This is a genomic window from Rhodoferax sp. BAB1 (assembly GCF_013334205.1).
Lineage (GTDB): Bacteria > Pseudomonadota > Gammaproteobacteria > Burkholderiales > Burkholderiaceae_C > Hylemonella.
In genome coordinates, this window is the sequence record NZ_CP054424.1 from 2,327,840 (window position 1) to 2,345,942 (window position 18,103).

16 protein-coding genes are annotated in these 18,103 nt (G+C 67.9%); 7 read left to right on the forward strand and 9 right to left on the reverse strand.

Going from position 1 to position 18,103, the window contains the following annotated elements; translation table 11 throughout:
* Positions 1-357: 357 nt before the first annotated feature.
* Positions 358-1,173: a hypothetical protein gene (locus HTY51_RS11075; protein ID WP_174252797.1), complete on the forward strand. Its 816-nt coding sequence runs from the start codon at positions 358-360 to the stop codon at positions 1,171-1,173.
* Positions 1,174-1,186: 13 nt separating this feature from the next.
* On the opposite strand, the gene HTY51_RS11080 is transcribed toward HTY51_RS11075, so the two are convergent.
* Both HTY51_RS11080 and HTY51_RS11085 read right to left on the reverse strand, forming a co-directional pair.
* Positions 1,187-3,331: a protein kinase gene (locus HTY51_RS11080; protein ID WP_174252798.1), complete on the reverse strand. Its 2,145-nt coding sequence runs from the start codon at positions 3,329-3,331 to the stop codon at positions 1,187-1,189.
* A 20-nt stretch (positions 3,332-3,351) separates the two neighbouring features.
* Positions 3,352-4,230 carry a DUF3365 domain-containing protein gene (locus HTY51_RS11085; protein WP_174252799.1) on the reverse strand — a complete coding sequence of 293 codons (879 nt, stop codon included), beginning with the start codon at positions 4,228-4,230 and terminating at the stop codon, positions 3,352-3,354.
* A 132-nt stretch (positions 4,231-4,362) separates the two neighbouring features.
* On the opposite strand from HTY51_RS11085, the gene mutS reads away from it, so the two are divergent.
* Together mutS and HTY51_RS11095 are read left to right on the forward strand one after the other, a co-directional pair.
* On the forward strand, positions 4,363-6,957 hold the full coding sequence (mutS, locus tag HTY51_RS11090) for a DNA mismatch repair protein MutS (RefSeq protein ID WP_254606861.1): 2,595 nt from the start codon (positions 4,363-4,365) through the stop codon (positions 6,955-6,957).
* Positions 6,954-7,796, forward strand: coding sequence for an alpha/beta fold hydrolase (locus HTY51_RS11095; RefSeq protein ID WP_254606862.1), 843 nt, complete (start codon positions 6,954-6,956; stop codon positions 7,794-7,796). The genes mutS and HTY51_RS11095 overlap by 4 nt, the downstream gene beginning before the upstream one ends.
* Before the next feature lie 41 nt (positions 7,797-7,837).
* Here HTY51_RS11095 and HTY51_RS11100 read toward each other — a convergent pair whose 3' ends face one another.
* The 6 genes from HTY51_RS11100 to HTY51_RS11125 form a co-directional block, all read right to left on the reverse strand.
* On the reverse strand, positions 7,838-8,671 hold the full coding sequence (locus HTY51_RS11100; protein ID WP_174252800.1) for an undecaprenyl-diphosphate phosphatase: 834 nt from the start codon (positions 8,669-8,671) through the stop codon (positions 7,838-7,840).
* A 90-nt stretch (positions 8,672-8,761) separates the two neighbouring features.
* Positions 8,762-9,004, reverse strand: a complete 243-nt coding sequence (locus HTY51_RS11105) for a hypothetical protein (RefSeq protein WP_174252801.1) — start codon at positions 9,002-9,004, stop codon at positions 8,762-8,764.
* 154 nt (positions 9,005-9,158) lie between these two features.
* Positions 9,159-11,045 carry a diguanylate cyclase gene (locus tag HTY51_RS11110; RefSeq protein WP_174252802.1) on the reverse strand — a complete coding sequence of 629 codons (1,887 nt, stop codon included), beginning with the start codon at positions 11,043-11,045 and terminating at the stop codon, positions 9,159-9,161.
* A gap of 100 nt (positions 11,046-11,145) precedes the next feature.
* On the reverse strand, positions 11,146-12,375 hold the full coding sequence (locus HTY51_RS11115; protein WP_174252803.1) for an ABC transporter permease: 1,230 nt from the start codon (positions 12,373-12,375) through the stop codon (positions 11,146-11,148).
* Positions 12,372-13,091, reverse strand: coding sequence for an ABC transporter ATP-binding protein (locus tag HTY51_RS11120; RefSeq protein WP_305791368.1), 720 nt, complete (start codon positions 13,089-13,091; stop codon positions 12,372-12,374). Before HTY51_RS11120 ends, HTY51_RS11115 begins: the two co-directional genes overlap by 4 nt.
* A gap of 1 nt (position 13,092) precedes the next feature.
* Positions 13,093-14,703 (reverse strand): efflux RND transporter periplasmic adaptor subunit, encoded by a 1,611-nt coding sequence (locus HTY51_RS11125; protein ID WP_174252804.1) that lies wholly within the window; start codon positions 14,701-14,703, stop codon positions 13,093-13,095.
* A 203-nt stretch (positions 14,704-14,906) separates the two neighbouring features.
* Between HTY51_RS11125 and HTY51_RS11130 the strand changes: the two genes are divergently transcribed.
* Genes HTY51_RS11130 through HTY51_RS11145 form a run of 4 tightly spaced genes read left to right on the forward strand, consistent with a single transcriptional unit; the run spans position 14,907 to position 17,495 of the window.
* A complete protein-coding gene (locus HTY51_RS11130) occupies positions 14,907-15,320 on the forward strand; it encodes a DUF2306 domain-containing protein (RefSeq protein WP_174254250.1) in 414 nt (137 codons plus the stop codon).
* Between the two features lie 29 nt (positions 15,321-15,349).
* On the forward strand, positions 15,350-15,637 hold the full coding sequence (locus HTY51_RS11135; RefSeq protein WP_174252805.1) for a 2TM domain-containing protein: 288 nt from the start codon (positions 15,350-15,352) through the stop codon (positions 15,635-15,637).
* Positions 15,638-15,654: 17 nt separating this feature from the next.
* Positions 15,655-16,692, forward strand: coding sequence for a sensor histidine kinase (locus HTY51_RS11140; RefSeq protein WP_174252806.1), 1,038 nt, complete (start codon positions 15,655-15,657; stop codon positions 16,690-16,692).
* Positions 16,689-17,495, forward strand: coding sequence for a LytTR family DNA-binding domain-containing protein (locus tag HTY51_RS11145; protein WP_174252807.1), 807 nt, complete (start codon positions 16,689-16,691; stop codon positions 17,493-17,495). Before HTY51_RS11140 ends, HTY51_RS11145 begins: the two co-directional genes overlap by 4 nt.
* A 114-nt stretch (positions 17,496-17,609) precedes the next feature.
* Here HTY51_RS11145 and HTY51_RS11150 read toward each other — a convergent pair whose 3' ends face one another.
* Positions 17,610-18,053, reverse strand: coding sequence for a hypothetical protein (locus tag HTY51_RS11150; RefSeq protein ID WP_174252808.1), 444 nt, complete (start codon positions 18,051-18,053; stop codon positions 17,610-17,612).
* Positions 18,054-18,103 lie beyond the last annotated feature (50 nt).

Here is an 18,103-nt window from a genome sequence, read left to right on the forward strand (position 1 = left end):
GCCGCGGTCAGGGTCGTGGGAGACCGGCCGAAAGCCTGGTGCAACATACGCGTAAGCCGCGTAGGCACCAGTGCATGGGATAGCGCGCGCAGGGACTGCAACATGGCTCCTCCTTTGAGGCAGAGCAGTGCGCACGCGACCCGCAGGTCACAAATGGATACGAACTGTTACCTCTAGCTCGGGCGATTATTGGGACTGACTTCTGCCGACACAAGCTTTTCGCGCAATTCTTCACGGTGCAGAATGGAGCAACCGACGAACGGTAGCGAGTCCTGTCCTTATCCCCAGGATTCCTTGTACTCATTCCGTCATACGTCTGTAACAAAGTGTGTAAAAGTTTTGCCAATTGTTAGAAACGTGACAAAAAAAACCAACACCTCTCAAAAACTGCTGCAACAGGCCGGTGATCTGGGCTTGCCGTATGGGCAGGAGCTTTCGTTCAAGCTGCTGCCCGGCCGGCTGCTCGACGACCGCTTGCTGCTGGGCTGGCAGGCGCGCGACTTCGCGCCGCTGCGTTTCATCGCCTGGCTGGAGCAGACCCACGGCCTGCCCGCACCAGCCGCCGACGCATTGCGAGAACGCGCACCCCTGGCCAATACCGTGGGCCTGAGCATCGAGGCGGAAGAAGGCCAGGTGCTCTTCAAGGCCTACCTGGAGTTCTGGGAGCCCATCCGCGCGCGCATGCAGGCGGGCACCCTGGGCCCCGAGCCACAGCTGCTGCACTACGGTATCAAGTGGCAGGCACAGGGCGAGGCCTATGCGCAAGCCGAGTACCACGTGCAGCCCCAGCTGACGGCTTACGACATCGTCAAACGCATCCAGGCCCTGCATCCCCCGGGCCGGCACAGCCTGGCCCTGGGCACGGCCAATGCACTGGTGCAGCGCGGCAGCACCCGCGCGCCCGGCGCCCCCATGCTCTATCTGGAAGCACGTGAGGCCGGCAATGCGCGCCAGTCCTGCGACATCAATCTCTACAAGACCGGTCTGCGGCTCGAAGACGCCGCGCCGCTGTTGCGCGAACTCGGGGCCGTGCTGGGCGTGCCCGCGCCGGTACTGGAAGCGCATCTGCAGGCGCACGCAGCTCTGCCCCTGGGCCATGTGGCGGCCGGCACCGACCGCCACGGACAGGATTTCCTGAGCATCTATCTGGGGGTGCGCGAACTCGAACCCTGAGTTCGCGAACGTTTCATCGCGGGGCCCTGCCTGCCGCGGCCAGGAAACGCTGGCGGTCCTCGGGCTTGTCGATCTGCTGGGCCAGGGCCTGCAGCAAGGCACCCCACTCGGTCTGCTTCGAGGCCTCGCGCCGCACCAGTGTGCGGGCCAGCGGCCCGATGTGCTGGCTCAGCGCGCGCTCCAGCGGCTCCAGCTGCGCCGGCTCGAAGTTTGGCACACCACTCGCACTGGTGCGGCTGCTGCTGCCGTGGCCGGAGTGCGGACGCGTGATCGGCTGCGACAGGGGACGGCTCAGGGGCTGGCTGCGCACCGAGGGGCTGCTGCGGCCGCCGGGCGGCAGGGTGGTGCTCGGGCCCGTGCGGCTGCTGTGGCGGCCCAGCACAAAGGCTTCGCGCGTGGCCGGGTCCTGGATGGAGACCGAGAGCAGCTCGCGCAGGCCCTGGGCATCGGCCGCACGCGCCACGCTCTTTTTCATCAGCACATGCGCCAGCGGGCCGATGGCCTTGGCCAGTTCGGCCTCGATGGCCTGCACCTCCTGCGCCTCGATCGGCACCACGTCGGCCATCAGCAGGGTGGTGGCTTCGTCGTTGCCCGGGCTCAGGCGGGCCCCGCGCTGGTCCAGCAGGCGGTAGACCTCGTGGGCGCGCTCGTGCTTGTCGTAGCGCTCGCCGAGGAACTCGAACAGCTCCTCGGCACCGTCGCTGATGCGGGAGATCACGTCGAAATAGGCGCGCGAGACCATGATCTGGTTCGCGGTGGAAAAATCCATGATGCGCTGCGCCACGTTGATGCCGTCGCCCACCACGTTGACGCGGTCGTTGATGTCCTTGAGCAGGCGCAGCGGCCCCAGGTGCAGGCCCACGCGCATGGACAGCTTCTCGTTGTACTTCTGCCGCATCAGGTCGCGCAGCAGCTGGGCCGAGACCAGCGCCTCCTCCGGGTCACCCAGGAAGCAGATGGCCGCGCCGTCGCCCGTGTCCAGCATGATGCGCGAGGAGGCCTCCACGCCGTCGATGGCCTTGCTCACGAGTTCGTTGAACTGGGTCTTGAGCGCCACCTGCTGGTCCACGCTGCGGGTCGAATAGGCCACCAGGTCCAGGAACATGATGGTGCCCATCACGTTCTTGCGCGAATGCTCATCGCCGCCCGTGCGCGAGGCGCTGCGCCGCTCGTCCATCACCTGGGTCTGGATCTGGGTGTGGATTTGCGTGTGCAGCTGCGTCCTGAGTTCGGTCGGCGCGAACGCCGACTGGCGCAGCGCCTCGCGCAGCGCGGCCACGTTCTGCGGGCGGTCCTTCTCGTGCGGACTCAGGGCCCAGTCGATGGCCTGCAGCAGCGGCAGGCCGAAGACCACCGGGCTGGCCAGGTCCACGGCCCTGGGCATGGCATCGTCGCGCACCCGCGCGGCCGCTTCCAGCGGCTTGCGCCCCGTGGTCAGCCAGTACAGCACCGCGCCCAGCGAGTACAGGTCCGTCCACGGGCCCTGGTTGCCCTTGCTGTGGTACTGCTCGAAAGGCGCGAAGCCGGGGCTCACGATATTGGTCATGTCGTGGTCGCTGCTGACCCGGCGCGCGGCGCCGAAGTCCAGCAGCACCGGGCTGCCGTCGGCGCGGATGTAGATGTTGTCGGGTTTGATGTCGCGGTGCAGGAAGTTGAGCTTGTGCACCGCCTCCAGGCCGTCGAGCAGGGGGTAGACCAGCTGCAGCAGGGCGGCCTGGTCCAGGCTGCGCTGGCGCGCAGCCCAGTGCTTGAGCGGGTCCCCCGACTCGTAATCCATCACGATGTAGGCGGTGCCGTTTTCCTTGAAGTAGCGCAGCACCCGCACGATGTTGGGGTGGCGGAAGGAAGCCAGGGCACGCGCCTCGTCGACGAAACGGTCCAGGCCCCAGTTGAAGCGCTCGCTGCCCTCTTCCGAGCGCACACGCACCGTGCGGCCCTCGGCGCGCACCGCCACATTGGCCGGGAAATACTCCTTGATGGCCACCGGCAGCTGCAGATTCACGTCCTGCGCCAGGTAGGTGATGCCGAAACCGCCACCGCCCAGCACCTTGTCGATGCGGTACTCGTAGATGGTATGGCCGGGCTCCAGCGCGGCCACGTCCGAGGCGCGGCCCGCCGTACCCGCTGCCTCATCCCCGGTGTTCACATCAACGCTCATGTCGGCATCGCGCGCAGGGCTCACTCGCCCCGTTCGATCATCTGCATGGCCTTGTCCAGGCTGCGACGCATGCGGTTGAAGGCGCCGCCCAGCACCGCCACCTCGTCCCGTCCGCGCTCGTCGAACTCCGGCACGTCGAAGTTGCCCGTGCTCACCTGGTCGGCCGCCTGCGACATCTTGCGGATCGGACGCACGATCAGCCAGCTCAGCATCAGGTTGAGCACCACGAAGACCAGCCCGAACACGCCGGCCAGCGAGATCAGGAAGGTCTTGAGCGCGCGGTCGGCGTTGAGGATGGGCACCTCCATCGGCACCGTCACCACCTGGGCGCCGATGATCTCGTTGTGTTTCCAGCCGAAACCGTTGGCCTCGCCGTAGAGCTTGATCATGCTCGCCGGGGCGGCAGCGGGCACGCTGTGGCAGGCCAGGCAGGCGGCATTGCTGATCTGGATGGGCTTGGCGATGTAGAGCAGCCGGCCGGTGGCGCCGCTGCGCTCGGAGATCAGCTCCAGCGTGCCCTTGTCCTGGCGGAACTGCTGCACGATGTCGGCCTCCCAGTCCGTCACCCGGTTGCGCGGGTTGGTGGGGTTCAGCGTGGCTTCCTTGTAGCCGTAACCCGGGTATTTCTTCTGCACCGCGGCCATGGTCTCGGTCGCGGCATAGGCCGGCACCGTCTGCGGCAGGAAGACCTCGATCAGCTTCTCGTCCAGGTGCGGCTTGACCTGGTCCACCGTGTAGGCGCGCACCGACAGCGCGGTGTCCATCATCAGGCGGGCGTTGCGGATCACCTCGTCGCGGGCGTTTTCCTGCAGCAGCTGGCGCGAGATCCAGCCCGTGGCGGCAAAACCGATCAGGAAAACCGCGATCAGCACCAGATTGAATTTGAGTCTCAAGCCCATAAAACCCCCACCCGTATGTGAATGAACACTTGCATGTTTTGCGCCGCCACAGTGTAGCCTTGAGCAGCAGCTGTGAGCACGCGCCGGTCCCCCGCAGCGGACCGCACATCGGCTATTGATAGACTCCCCGGGATGTCAGATCCGGTCGCCCTCCACACCCCCATGATGCAGCAGTACCTCGGCCTGAAGGCCGGGTACCCGCAGACCCTGCTGTTCTACCGCATGGGTGATTTCTACGAACTGTTCTACGCCGACGCCGAAAAGGCTGCGCGCCTGCTCGACATCACCCTCACCCAACGCGGCCAGTCGGGCGGCCAGCCCGTGGTCATGGCCGGCGTGCCCTTCCATTCGGTCGAGACCTACCTGGCCCGCCTCATCAAGCTCGGTGAATCGGTCGCCATCTGCGAGCAGGTGGGCGACGTGGCCACGGCCAAGGGCCCGGTGGAGCGCAAGGTGGTGCGCGTCGTCACGCCCGGCACGCTGACCGATTCGGCGCTGCTGAGCGACAAGAGCGAATCCCTGCTGCTGGCCGTGCACCAGGGCCCGCGCAACACCCTGGGCCTGGCCTGGCTCAGCGTCACGCAAGGCGAGGTGAACCTGGCCGAATGCAGCCCGGATGAATTGCCTGAATGGCTGGCGCGCATCGCCCCGGGCGAGCTGATCTACAGCGCGGGTTGCACGCCCGCTTTCGAGCAGCGCCTGTTGGCACTCAAACAAAACACCAGCGTGGCCCTGGCCCTGCGTCCCGAATGGCAGTTCGACAGTGCCCTGGGCCAGAACAAGTTGCTGGAACAGCTTAAGGCTGCCAGCCTGGCCAGCTGGGGCGCGCAGGAGCTGCCCCAGGCCCACGCCGCCGCAGCCGCCCTGCTGGCCTATGCCGAGCACACCCAGGGCCGCGCTTTAAGCCACGTGCACAACCTGCGTGTGCAACGCAACGACCAGCTGATCGACCTGCCGCAGACCACGCGCCGCAACCTCGAACTGGTACAGACCCTGCGCGGCGAGGACAGCCCCACCCTCTTCTCCCTGCTCGACACCTGCATGACCGGCATGGGCAGCCGCCTGCTCAAAAGCTGGCTGCTGGAGCCCGCGCGCGACCGGGCCCCGGCGCAGCAGCGTCTGGACGCCCTGACCGCCCTGCGCGGCGGACCCTGGCAAAAATTGCGCGAGCAGCTGAAAGGCTGCAGCGACGTGGAGCGCATCACCGCCCGCATCGCCCTGCGCCAGGTGCGCCCGCGCGAACTCGTCGCCCTGCAGCAGACGCTACAAAAAACGGAGCAGCTGGCGCCGGTTCTGCAGGGCCAGGCCGGCCTGCTGGCGCAAGTGTCACAACAGCTGCTACCGCCCGCGGGTTGCGCCGAGCTGCTGGCCCGCGCCATCCTGCCCGAGCCGGCCGCCCTGGTGCGCGACGGTGGTGTCATCAACGACGGCCTGGACGCGGAGCTCGACGAGCTGCGCGCCATCCAGACCAACTGCGACGGTTTCCTGCTGGAACTGGAGACCCGCGAACGCGCCCGCACCGGCATCACGAACCTGCGTGTGCAGTTCAACAAGGTGCACGGCTTCTACATCGAGATCACCAGCAGCAACCTGGACCGCGTGCCCGAGGACTACCGCCGCCGCCAGACGCTCAAGAACGCCGAGCGCTTCATCACGCCCGAACTGAAAGCTTTCGAAGACAAGGCCCTCAGTGCACAGGAGCGCGCCCTGGCGCGAGAGAAATGGCTGTATGAACAGCTGCTGGACCAGCTGGCGCCGCACATCCCCGCCCTCACGCGCACCGCACGGGCCCTGGCCACGCTGGACGTGTTGTGCACGCTGACCGAACGCTCGCTCACGCTGGAGTGGTGCGTACCCGTTTTCGCGGCCGAACCCTGCATCGAGATCACGGCCGGCCGCCACCCCGTGGTGCAGGCCCGCCTGGCCGAAACGAGTTCCGGCGCCTTCATCGCCAATGACACGCGCCTGGGTCCGAAGCAGCGCATGCAGATCATCACCGGCCCGAACATGGGCGGTAAGTCGACGTACATGCGTCAGGTCGCCCTCATCGTGCTGCTCGCCTCCATGGGCTCCTACGTCCCCGCCAGTGCCTGCCGCCTGGGGCCCATCGACGCCATCCACACCCGCATCGGCGCCGCCGACGACCTGGCCAACGCCCAGTCCACCTTCATGCTGGAGATGACCGAGGCCGCGCAGATCCTGCACGCCGCCACGCCCTTGTCCCTGGTACTCATGGACGAGATCGGTCGCGGCACCTCCACCTTCGACGGCCTGGCCCTGGCCGGCGCCATCGCCACCCAGCTGCACGACAAGACCCAGGCCTACACGCTCTTCGCCACGCACTACTTCGAGCTGACGGAATTTCCCGCGAAGCACCACGCCGCCGTCAACGTGCACGTGAGCGCCACCGAGTCGGGCCACGACATCGTCTTCCTGCACGAGATCCAGCAGGGTCCGGCCAGCCGCAGCTACGGCATCCAGGTCGCACGCCTGGCCGGCATGCCTGCGGCTGTGGTCAACCATGCGCGCCATGCGCTGGCCGCCTTGGAAACTTCCGCCTCCGAAAGCCAGGCCCAGGTCGACCTGTTTGCACCTCCGCCGGTGCAGGAGCAAGCTACGGCGAGCGCCGTCGAATCGCACCTGGCCGAGATCAACCCCGACGAACTGAGCCCGCGCGACGCGCTCGATGCGCTCTACGCGCTGAAGAAACTGGCGACCCGCAAATGAACTCCCACCTGCCCCCCATCGTCTTTTCCCACGCCAACAGTTTCCCGGCCAGCACCTACCGCGTGCTCTTCGCCGAGCTGCGCCGCCGCGGCTTCAAGGTCAAGGCCATCGACAAGTTCGGCCACGACGAGCGTTACCCCGTCACCAGCAACTGGCCGCACCTGGTGCAGCAGCTGGCCGATTTCGCCAGCGCCGAAGTGAACAAGAGCGGTGAGCCGGCCTTCCTGGTCGGCCACTCGCTGGGCGGCTTCCTCAGCCTGATGGCCGCCGCGCGCCACCCGGAACTCGCCTGCGGCGTGCTGCTGATCGACTCGCCCATCCTGGGCGGCTGGCGCGCCACCAGCGTGAACGTGGCCAAACGCACCCAGCTCATCGGCGCCGTCTCGCCCGGCGCCATCAGCAAGGCGCGGCGCAACAGCTGGCCGGACGTCGACACCGCCTTCGAACACCTGCGCCACAAGAAGGCCTTCGCCCACTGGGATGAGCAGGTGCTGCGCGACTACGTGGAGCACGGCATGCACGACGAAGACGGCAAGCGCGTGCTGAGTTTCACGCGCGAGGTCGAGACCGCCATCTACAACACCATTCCCGACCACCTCGACAGCCTGCTCAGGCGCCACCCGCTCAAGTGCCCGGCCGCCTTCATCGGCGGGCGCCATTCGGTGGAGATGAAGCAGGTGGGCATGGCCATGACCGAGAAGGTGACCAAGGGCCGCATCAGCATGCTCGACGGCTCGCACCTCTTCCCCATGGAGCAGCCCATCACCACGGCGGCCGCCATCGAGGCCGCGCTGCTGAACCTGCAGCGCGTGCGCGAACTCAAGAACCACAACGCGTAAAAAAGGCCGCAATTGCGGCCTTTTGCATCAGGGCCCGGGGCTCAGGCGCTCCAGCGCACCGCACCGCTCCAGGCCGTGGCCAACACCACGATGCCAAAGACGATGCGGTACCAGGCAAAGCCGTTGAAGCTGTGCGTGGAGATGAAACGCAGCAGCCAGCGCACGCAGAGCCAGGCGCTGATGAAGGAAAACAGCAGGCCCACGCCGAACATGGGCAGGTCGGCCATCGAGAGCAGCGCGCGTTCCTTGTAGAGGCTGTAAGCGCCGGCGCCGATCAGCGTGGGGATGGCCAGGTAGAAGGAGAAGTCGGTCGCCGCCTTGCGGGAGAGGCCCAGCAGCATGCCGCCGATGATGGTGGCGCCGCTGCGGCTGGTGCCCGGAATCATGGCCAGGCACTGCACCAGGCCCAGCTTGAGCGCGTCCTGCCAGCCCATCTGCTCCACATCGAGGATGCGCGGCGCGGTCTCGGCGCGCGCCTGGCGCTTCTCGGCCCACAGGATGATGAAACCACCGATGATGAAGGTGGTGGCCACCACCTCGGCCGTGAACAGGTGCGCCTTGATGGCCTTGCCCGCCAGCAGGCCCAGCAGCACGGCGGGGAAGAAGGCGATCAGCACATTGAGCGTGAACTGCTGCGCCTGCCGGCTGGTGGGCAGGGCTACCACGGTGGCGCGCAGCTTCTGCCAGTAGACCAGGATCACCGCGAAGATGGCGCCGGTCTGGATGGCGATGTCGAAGACCTTGGCCTTCTCGTCATCGAAGCCCAGCAACGCGCCGGCCAGGATCAGGTGGCCGGTGCTGGAAATGGGGAGAAATTCGGTCAGGCCTTCGACGATGCCCATCAGGGCGGCCTTGATCAGCAGGGTGATATCCACGGGGACTCCATTGAAGACCGTGGATTATCGCTGGCACCCCGCATCCTCGATGATGGGGCGCCCCCAGGCCGGCAAAAAAGAGCCCCGTGCTTACAGCGACGCGAGCCCCGAGAACTGGCTCTGTTCCGGGCTGAAGTTCGGGTCCAGGCAGGCGTTGGTGAAACCGATCGGGCCGACGTCCACCAGGATCACCGCCCAGGTGTCCCATCGGTTGCGCGGGTCCATGCCATAGGGATCCATCTTGATCTCCTCGGGGTTGACCTTGCGGCCTACATACGAAGAGATAACCTGGAGCAATTGGCGGAAGTCCTCCACTCGCTGGACTTGCTGCATGGACTGCTCGAATCCGCAGCCGCTGGGTCTGAACCTTGGCACTTTGATTTCCTCATCTGCAAACAGGCCTATTCTGCCGCGACCTGCCACAGGCCCTGTATCAATATGTTCAAGGGCAGTAGGGTCTTGCCAGATGGCCGCCTGGCACAGCGGCTCAAGCGCCCGAAGCCGGCGCGAGTTCGGCCCGGTTGCGCCCTTGTGCCTTGGCCTGGTAGAGCGCCGCATCGGCGCTGCGCAGCAGGGCCTCGGGCACATCATGCGGTCCGGGCAACACGCAGGCCACCCCTATGCTGATCGTCACGCGCCCCAGCGGGGACTGCGCGTGCGGCAGGGCCAGGGCATGCACCGCCTGCACCACCCGGCTGGCCATGCCCAGCGCGCCGGCCGCATCGGTGACCGGGGCCAGGAACACGAACTCCTCGCCGCCATGACGCGCCACCAGATCGCCGCTGCGCCCCACCAGGTCGGCCAGCGCACGGGCAATGTGGCGCAGGCACTCGTCACCGGCCGGGTGGCCGTAGTGGTCGTTGTAATCCTTGAACCAGTCCACGTCCACCATGGCCAGCGCCAGCGGCTGTCCCTGGCGCTGGGCGCGCCGCCATTCCTGCGCCAGCACTTCCTCGAAGCGGCGGCGGTTGGCAATGCCCGTCAGGTCGTCGGTGAGGCTGAGCGCCGCGAGCCTGCGGTTGAGGACCTGCAACTCCTCGGTGCGCTGGTCGACGCGCAGTTCGAGCTCACGCTCCGAACTGCGCAGCGTCTCCACCAGCTGTTGCTGCGTCTCCAGCAAGGCTTTCTGCGCCTTGCCCTTCTCGCGGCGCAAGGTGTTGTAACGGTCGGCCAGGGCAAAGGCCAACAACAGCATGTCCAATGCCGAGCCCAGCTGCAGGCCGTCCACCGTGAAGGCATTGGTCGGCAGCACCCCCATGGCGCGCAGCGTGGTCACGGCGCCGCCGAGCATGAGCAGGGCAAAGGCGACCAGGAAGAAATAGGCGCTGCGCTGGCGTTTCACGGCGGCGGCAATCGCCACGCCCAGGATCACAGGCACCGTCAGGAAGTTGAGCAGAATGGCCGCACGGGCCACCGACTGCAGCGCCAGCATGTAGACCGGCAAGGTGCACAGGTAGAACAACACCAGGCCCAGCAGGGCGCGGTCGGTACGCGGCAGGATCCGCGGGGTGTCCAGCATGCGCCGCGTGAAGAGCAGCAAGGTGGCCAGCGCCAGCGAGGCGCAGCTCCAGTAAGCCACGTTGGAGCCGAGCCCGTTGCCCGCCCAGAGGAACTCCCCTGCCAAGCCGTTTTTTGTGCCCACCGTGGCCACTGCAAAGGCCAGAAAGGCCAGGTAGAGCCCGTAGACCCGGTCGCGCAGGGCGGCGAAGAGCATCAGGTTGAACAGGAACATCGCCGTGGCAATGCCGAAGTACCAGGCCTGCCGGCTGTAGTCGCTGCGTTCGTGGGCGTGAAAGGCCTCCGGGCTCCAGAGCTGTACCGGCACCAGCAGGCCGATGGTGGACTGCACGCGCAGATAGACCACCGCCTCGGCACCGGCCGGCAGCGTGAGCGGAAACACAAAGGACCGGTTGCGGTAGACGCGGGTTTCAAAAGAGGTGTCGCTGCCCGTGAGGATGCTGCGGTAAACGCCCCGTCCCTCTGGCAAATAGGCATGCACATGGGAGATGCGCGGGTTGTCCACGACCAGCATGCGCTCCAGCGGCACCTCGCCCGGATTGCGCAGGGTCAGCCGCATCCAGTAGGCCGAGCGGGTGAACCCCAGGGCCAGCGCCGCCGCCTGCGTCTCCTGCGCCTGGAAACGCTGCGCCTGCGCGGGCGCCTGCACATCCTGCAGTGTCAGCGAGGCTGACGGATCTTCCAGCAGCGCAACAAAAGGCGTCAGCGTCAACGACCCCGCCGGCAGGGCCGTCACGTCCACCGGTCCGGCGGCCCGCACGGGCAGCGCCAGCCAGGCGGCCCGCACGGGCAGCGCCAGCCAGGCGGCCAGCACGAAGACAAGCGGCCACAGCCGGCGACAGCGGAAGGAAGACATGCGGGGTTTCAAGGCGATGCAGTGGGGGGCGAACGTGAGCGGGGCCGCTCTGGCGGCCCCATGGAGACAGGGCAAAGTCTACCGGACGCCTGTGGCTGCCTTACTCGTAGCGCAGCGCCTGGATCGGCAGCAGCCTGGAAGCCCGTCGTGCCGGGTAGAAGCCGAAGAACACACCCACCAGGGCCGAGAAGCCCACGGCCAGCACGATGGCACCCAGGGACATGTTCACGTTCCAGCCGGCCAGCACGCCCACGCCCCAGGTCGCCAGACCGCCCAGCAGCACGCCCAGGGCGCCGCCGAAGAGCGAGAGTGTCACCGCCTCGATCAGGAACTGCGCCAGGATGTCCTGCGGGCGCGCGCCCACCGCCATGCGCAGGCCGATCTCGCGCGTGCGCTCGGTCACGCTGACCAGCATGATGTTCATGATGCCGATGCCGCCGATCACCAGGCTGATGCCGGCCACCGCCGCCAGCAGCAGCGTCATGATGCGGCTGGCCTCCTCCTGCGCCGCCAGGATCTCCGACAGGTTGCGCACGCTGAAGGTGTCGTCGCCACCCGGCGGCACCTTGAGGCGCTGGCGCAGCAGTTCGCGCACGCTCTCCTCGGCCAGCTTCATGCTCTGGCCCTCACGCACTTTCACGTGGATGGTCCAGATGCGGCGCACATTGCCGCCCGCGTTCCAGATGCGGTTGCGGAAGGTGGACATGGGCATGATCACCACATCGTCCTGGTCCTGGCCCATGCTGTTCTGGCCCTTGCGCGCCAGCACCCCGATCACGGTGAAGGGCGTGCCACGCACGCGGATCACCTGGTCGATCGGATCCTCCTCGCCGAAAAGCTCGCGCGCCACCGTCTGCCCCAGCCAGGCCACCTTGGCCGAGCCCGACTGCTCGGCCGCCTCGAACAGGCGCCCGCTCTCCAGCGACCAGTCGCGCACCTCCAGGTAGTCGTTGGTGGTGCCAAAGATATTGGTGTTCCAGTTGGCGTTCTGCGCCACCGCCTGCGCCGTGGTGCGCGAGGACGGCGCCGAGGCCTGCACCTCGGGAATCTCGATGGCAATCGCTTCGGCGTCCTCTTCCGTGAAGCGTGAACGCGTCTGCGCCGCCTGGCGCACGCCGGCCGCGCTCAGGCTGCCCGGCAGCACCAGCATCACATTGGAGCCCAGGCCCTTCATCTGTTCCTGCACGCGCTCGGTGGCGCCGCTGCCCACGGCGATCATGGTGATCACCGCGGCCACGCCGATGATGATGCCCAGCATGGTCAGGATGCTGCGCAGCGTGTTGGCAGCCAGCGCGCGCCAGGCCGTGCGGAAGGCGGCGAACCAGTTCATGCCTGGGCCTCCGCCGGCGTTTCAGCCCTGTGTCCGGGCTGGCGCACGTCCTCCACGATCTGCCCGTCACGGAACACCAGGCGCCGGCGCGCCCAGGCCGCGATGTCGGCCTCGTGCGTCACGATCACCACCGTCATGCCCCGGGCGTTCAGGCCCGAGAGGATGCGCATGATGTCTTCGCTCGTTTTGGTGTCCAGCGCGCCCGTGGGCTCGTCGGCCAGGATCAGCTGCGGGTTGTTCACCAGCGCGCGCGCTATCGCCACGCGCTGCTGCTGCCCGCCCGAGAGTTCAGACGGCGTGTGCTGCCAGCGCTCGCCCAGGCCCACGGTCTGCAGCGCGGCCAGCGCCCGCGCCTTGCGGTCCGCGGACTTCACGCCCGCATAGACCATGGGCAGCTCCACGTTCTCCTGCGCGCTGGTGCGCGGCAGCAGGTTGAACTGCTGGAAGACAAAACCGATGCGCCGGTTGCGGATGGAAGCCAGTTGCTCCGGCGCCATGCCCTCCACCGCCTCACCGGCCAGGTGGTACTGGCCGGCGCTGGGCTGGTCCAGGCAGCCCAGGATGTTCATCAGCGTGGACTTGCCCGAGCCGGAAGCGCCCATGATGGCCACGAACTCGCCCTCGGCGATGTCCAGCGACACCTCGCGCAGCGCGTGCACGGTGGTGTTGCCCATGGTGTAGGTCTTGCTCAGACCACGCGCTTCGATCAGCGCCATGTCAGAACATCATCCGCGGGCCGGTATTGGCCGGGCGCTGCGCGCTGCCGGCCGTCACCGTGCCGGTAATCACGCTGGCGCCCTCTTTCAGCTCGGCCGCTTCCGGCGAGTTGGGCCCCACGATCAGCTCGGTCTGGCTGCCGTCGGTGATGCCCAGGCGCACGTTCAGCGCCTTCGGCTTGCCGTCGGAACCCAGCACGTGGATGCGCCCGCGGGTGATGGTGCGGCCCGCCAGCTCGGCCTGCAGCGCCGCGTAACGCTGCTTCTGTTCGGGCGTCAGCGCCTCGGCGATGCGCGCGCGGATGTCGGCGGTGATGCGCTCGCGCGCCTTGCTGCGATCGGCCTCGGGCAGTTCGCGCAGCGCCATGAACTTCGGTCGCGCGCTGGCGTAGATGGCGTCCACCTTCTCCGTCTGCGCCGTGTTCAGCTGCAGTTCGCGCACCAGGCGGTTGCGGAACTCCGTCGTGGCATTGGCCGCGCCGGCCGCTGCGGGCGCAGCAGGTGCGGCGGCCGGTGCCGAGGCCGCGTCCATCGGCGCCGACGCCGACGCCGGCGCAGCCGCGGGCTCCAGCCCTGCGATGCGCACACGCAGCGCGGCGTTGGGCACCTTGAGCACGTTGTCGCGCATGTCGGTTACCACGCGCACATTGGCCGTCATGCCCGGCAGCAGGCGGCCGTCGGTATTGGAAAACGTCACCACCGCCACATAACTCACCACATTGGAGACATTGACCGCGGCCTTGCGCACCTGGGAGATTGCGCCCTCGAAGGTCTGGCCCGGGAAGGCGTCCACCGTGAAGCTGGCCTTCTGCCCGTTGCGGATGCGGCCCACGTCGGCCTCGTCGATGCTGGCTTCCACCTGCATGTCGCGCAGATTGCGCGCAATGATGAAGAGTTCGGGCGCCTGCAGGCTGGCCGCCACCGTCTGCCCCTTTTCGATGGCGCGCTTGATCACGATGCCGTTCACCGGCGAGGTGATGCGCGTGCGCGCCAGGTCGATGCGGGCCTGCGCCAGCGCCGCTTCGCGCTGGGCCACGCTGGCCTGCGCGCTTTTCACCTGCGCGTCGGTCACGCCGAGCTGGGCTTCGGCCGCCTTCACGGATTCGTTGCTGGTGTTGACCAGGGCGTTGGACTTGTCGGCTTCGCTCTGCGCGATGAAACCCTTGCCCACCAGCATCAGGTTGCGCTCATGCGTGCGGCGCGCCTCGGCCAGATCGGTCTGCGCGCGCGACACCTGGGCGCGGCTGGCCACCACATTGGCCTGGGCCGTCAGCACCACGGCACGGGCGGCGTCCACGTCGGCCTGGGCCGAGCGCACGCGGTACTCGAACGTCTCGGGGTCGATCACGGCCAGCAGCTGGCCGGCCTTGACCTCGGAGTTGAAATCCACGTACAGGTCCTTGATCTGGCCCGACACCTGGGTGCCCACCGTCACCTGCGTCACCGGGCTCACCGAACCGCTGGCCGACACCGCCGACTGCAGCGGCCCGCGCTCGATCTTGCCCATGCGGTACTGCACCTCGGTGCCGCCGCCGCGCTGTGTCCACCACCAGCCCCCGGCGGCCAGCAGCACCAGGGCCACGGCGCCCGCCGCCACATATGTCTTTTTCATGTGGTCCATTGTAGGAAGAAGGCAATAGCCCGTGCGGTGGACAGGTGTCGCCTGTGTAAAGACGCGGCAAACCCGCCCGCCGTTCACGCCGCCTGGCCGCATCTGGCGCCACGCCCGGCGTCATCCGTCGCACGGCGCTGGCCCGGCGGGCGGGGCCGTCGCACAGTCCGTCTCACCGAACACCCAAGGAGAGCCCCATGGCCCTGGAATTGACCCCCACCATTGCGATCCACCTCAGCGCCGCGCTGGCGGCCACCGTCATCGGCCCCTTCGCCCTGTGGGCTCGCCTGGGCCGCACACAGCGCCCGCGCCTGCACCGCGCCTTAGGCTACGCCTGGGTCACGCTGATGGTCGTCACCGCCATCTCCGCCCTCTTCATCCGCAGCACCACCATCGTGAACATCAAGGGCTACACGCCCATCCACCTGCTGATCCCCGTTGTCTTCTTCGCGCTGTTCGGCGCCTTCTGGTACCTGGCCCGGCGCGACATCGCCGGCCACCGCCGGGTCATGCGCATCACCTACGTCATCGCCTGCATCGTGGCCGGCAGCTTCACCCTGCTGCCCAACCGCTACCTGGGCACGCTGCTCTGGAAACAGTGGCTGGCACTGGCCTGATCCCATCACCCCGAACACAAGGAAACACCATGCACCCCACCTCCGATGCCGACATCGACCGCCTGGCCCGCAGGATCGCCGGCGCCAAGCTCGGCTGGTACCTCCACGCCACCGTGTACATCGCCGTCAACCTCCTGCTGGCCCTGCTCTCGGCGCGGCAGGCCCACCACTGGGCCCTGTACCCCGCGCTGGGCTGGGGCCTGGGCCTGCTCATCCACGGGGTCGTCGTCTGGCTCGTCGTGCCGGGCAACCGCCTGCGCGAGCGCCTGGTCGCCCAGGAGCGCAAGCGCCTGCTGGCGGCGCGCGACCGCTGGTAGTCGTGGATACTTGCGCCATGACCGAGCCCGGCACGACCACCCCCCTGCCGCAGCACCTGCTGCGCACGGGGCTGATCGTTCTCAGCGTCAACTTCGTGATCGCCCTGCTGCTCACGCTCTTCGTGCGCGACCTGCTCTGGCACAACCTGGTCTACGCCAACGCCATCGGCCTGTGCATCTGGGCCTTCATCGAGATCGGCAAGCGCATCTTCATCCGCGACGACACCCGCAGCGCCCTGCGCTGGACCGTCCTTACCCTGGTGTCGGTGCTGGCCGCCTACCTGGTCGGCAGTCGCATTGCCAGCGAGATCACCGGCCACTCCCTGCTCAGCTACTGGCTGTTCGAGACGCGCCGCGCCAGCGGCATGCTGCTCGTCTCGCTGGTGGCCGGCGGCACCGTCACCTACTACTTCGTGTCGCGCACCCGGCTGGCCCAGAGCCGCGCCCAGGCCGAGGCTGCCCAGCGACAGGCCGCCGAATCCACGCTGCGCCTGCTCGAATCGCAGCTCGAGCCGCACATGCTGTTCAACACCCTGGCCAATCTGCGTGCACTCATCACCACCGACCCGCCGCGCGCCATCGCCATGCTCGACCGCCTCATTGCCTACCTGCGCGCCACGCTGGCCGCCTCGCGCGCCACCAGCCACACCCTGCAGGCCGAGTTCGAGCGCCTGCGCGACTACCTCGAACTCATGGCCGTGCGCTTGGGCCCGCGCCTGCGCTACACGCTGGAGCTGCCGCCCGAGCTGGCGACCCAGCCCGTGCCGGCCCTGCTGCTGCAGCCCCTGGTGGAAAACGGCATCCTGCACGGCCTGGAGCCCAAGGTGGAAGGCGGCAGCCTGCACGTGTCCGTCCGCCGCGAGGGCGCCCTGCTCACCCTGGTGGTCAGCGACAGCGGCATGGGCTACACCGCTGCCACCCCCGCGGGCTCCGGCTTCGGCCTGGCCCAGGTGCGCGAACGCCTGCTCAGCACCTACGGCGCGCAGGCCGCGCTGGACCTGGCCACCCCGCCCGGCGGCGGCACCATCGTCACCCTGAGCTTCCCCGCCGCATGAACCCGCCCCGCGCCCTCATCGCCGAAGACGAGCCCCTGCTGGCCCAGGCCCTGCAGGCCGAACTGGCACGCGCCTGGCCCGAACTGCGCATCGTGGCCGTGGCCGGCGACGGTGCCAGCGCCGTGCAGCAGACCCTGCAGCAGCAGCCCGACGTGCTCTTCTTCGACGTGCGCATGCCCGCCCTCAGCGGCCTGGACGCCGCCGCCCGCCTGGCCGACGAATGGCCGCAGCATGGACCCGATGCGCGGCCCTTCCCCGCCCTGGTCTTCGTCACCGCCTACGACCAGTACGCCATGCAGGCCTTCGAGGCGCAGGCGGTGGACTACCTGCTCAAGCCGGTGGAGCCAGCCCGCCTCCAGAAAACTGTGGTCCGCGTACAGCAGGCCCTGGCCGGTCGGTCACAAGGCGCTATGAATTTTGAAGCAACACTGGCCCAGCTGCGCGGCCTGCTGAACGCGGGCGCGGCACCGGCGGCCACGCCGCTCAAGCTCATCCAGGCCGGCGTGGGCACGGCCATCCGTTTGGTGCCGGTGGAAGAAGTGATCTATTTCGAAGCCGCCGACAAATACGTGCGTGTCATCACGCCCGGCCAGGAGGCCCTGATCCGCACCCCGCTGCGCGAACTGCTGCCCCAGCTCGACGCCCAGGCCTTCTGGCAGGTGCACCGCGGCACCGTGGTGCGCGCCGCCGCCATCGAGCAGGTCACGCGGGATGAAGCAGGCCGCCTGAGCCTGCAGCTGCGCGGCAGCGCCGAGCGCCTGGCGGTCAGCCGGCTCTATGCCCACCTGTTCAAGGCCATGTAGGCCAGCAAACGGCGGCGCCATAAAAAACGGCGCTCATGAAGAGCGCCGTGTAATGACCGTGCGGGGCACGATCAGCCGCGGGGGAGGATCCGCGGCGCAATCAGATGGTACCGCTTATCGGCGATTTCCCATATGGTTTTCTGCACCGGGGCGCTGGCCGTGGCCGCCACCCTGGCCGCGACCGTCGTGTCGGTCGTAACGGTCATGTCGGTCATGCCGGTCGTAGCGGGCGTGGCGATCATGGCCACGGCGGTCGTCGCGGTCCTTCCAGTGGCCATGGCCCTGGTAGCCCGGGTGCACCCGGTAGACCGGATGCGGCGCGTACACCACACGGGGCGGCACATACACGGGGTGCCCATGCACATGGCGCGGGGCGTGCACCACCACCGGGGCGGCCGGTGCATTGCTCACGCCGATACGGATGCCGGGTTGCGACATGGCGATGGACCAGAAAATATCCACATCGTCGTGTCCGGCCTGGGCGGCGCCGCTGGCGCCCAGCCCCAGGGCAGCCACCAGGGCCAGGGCAGCAGCGGAAGATTTGGCTTTCGTCGTCATGAGGGTTCTCCTTTACGGGGCCGCCGGTGGGCTGCCCTGTACCCACAACG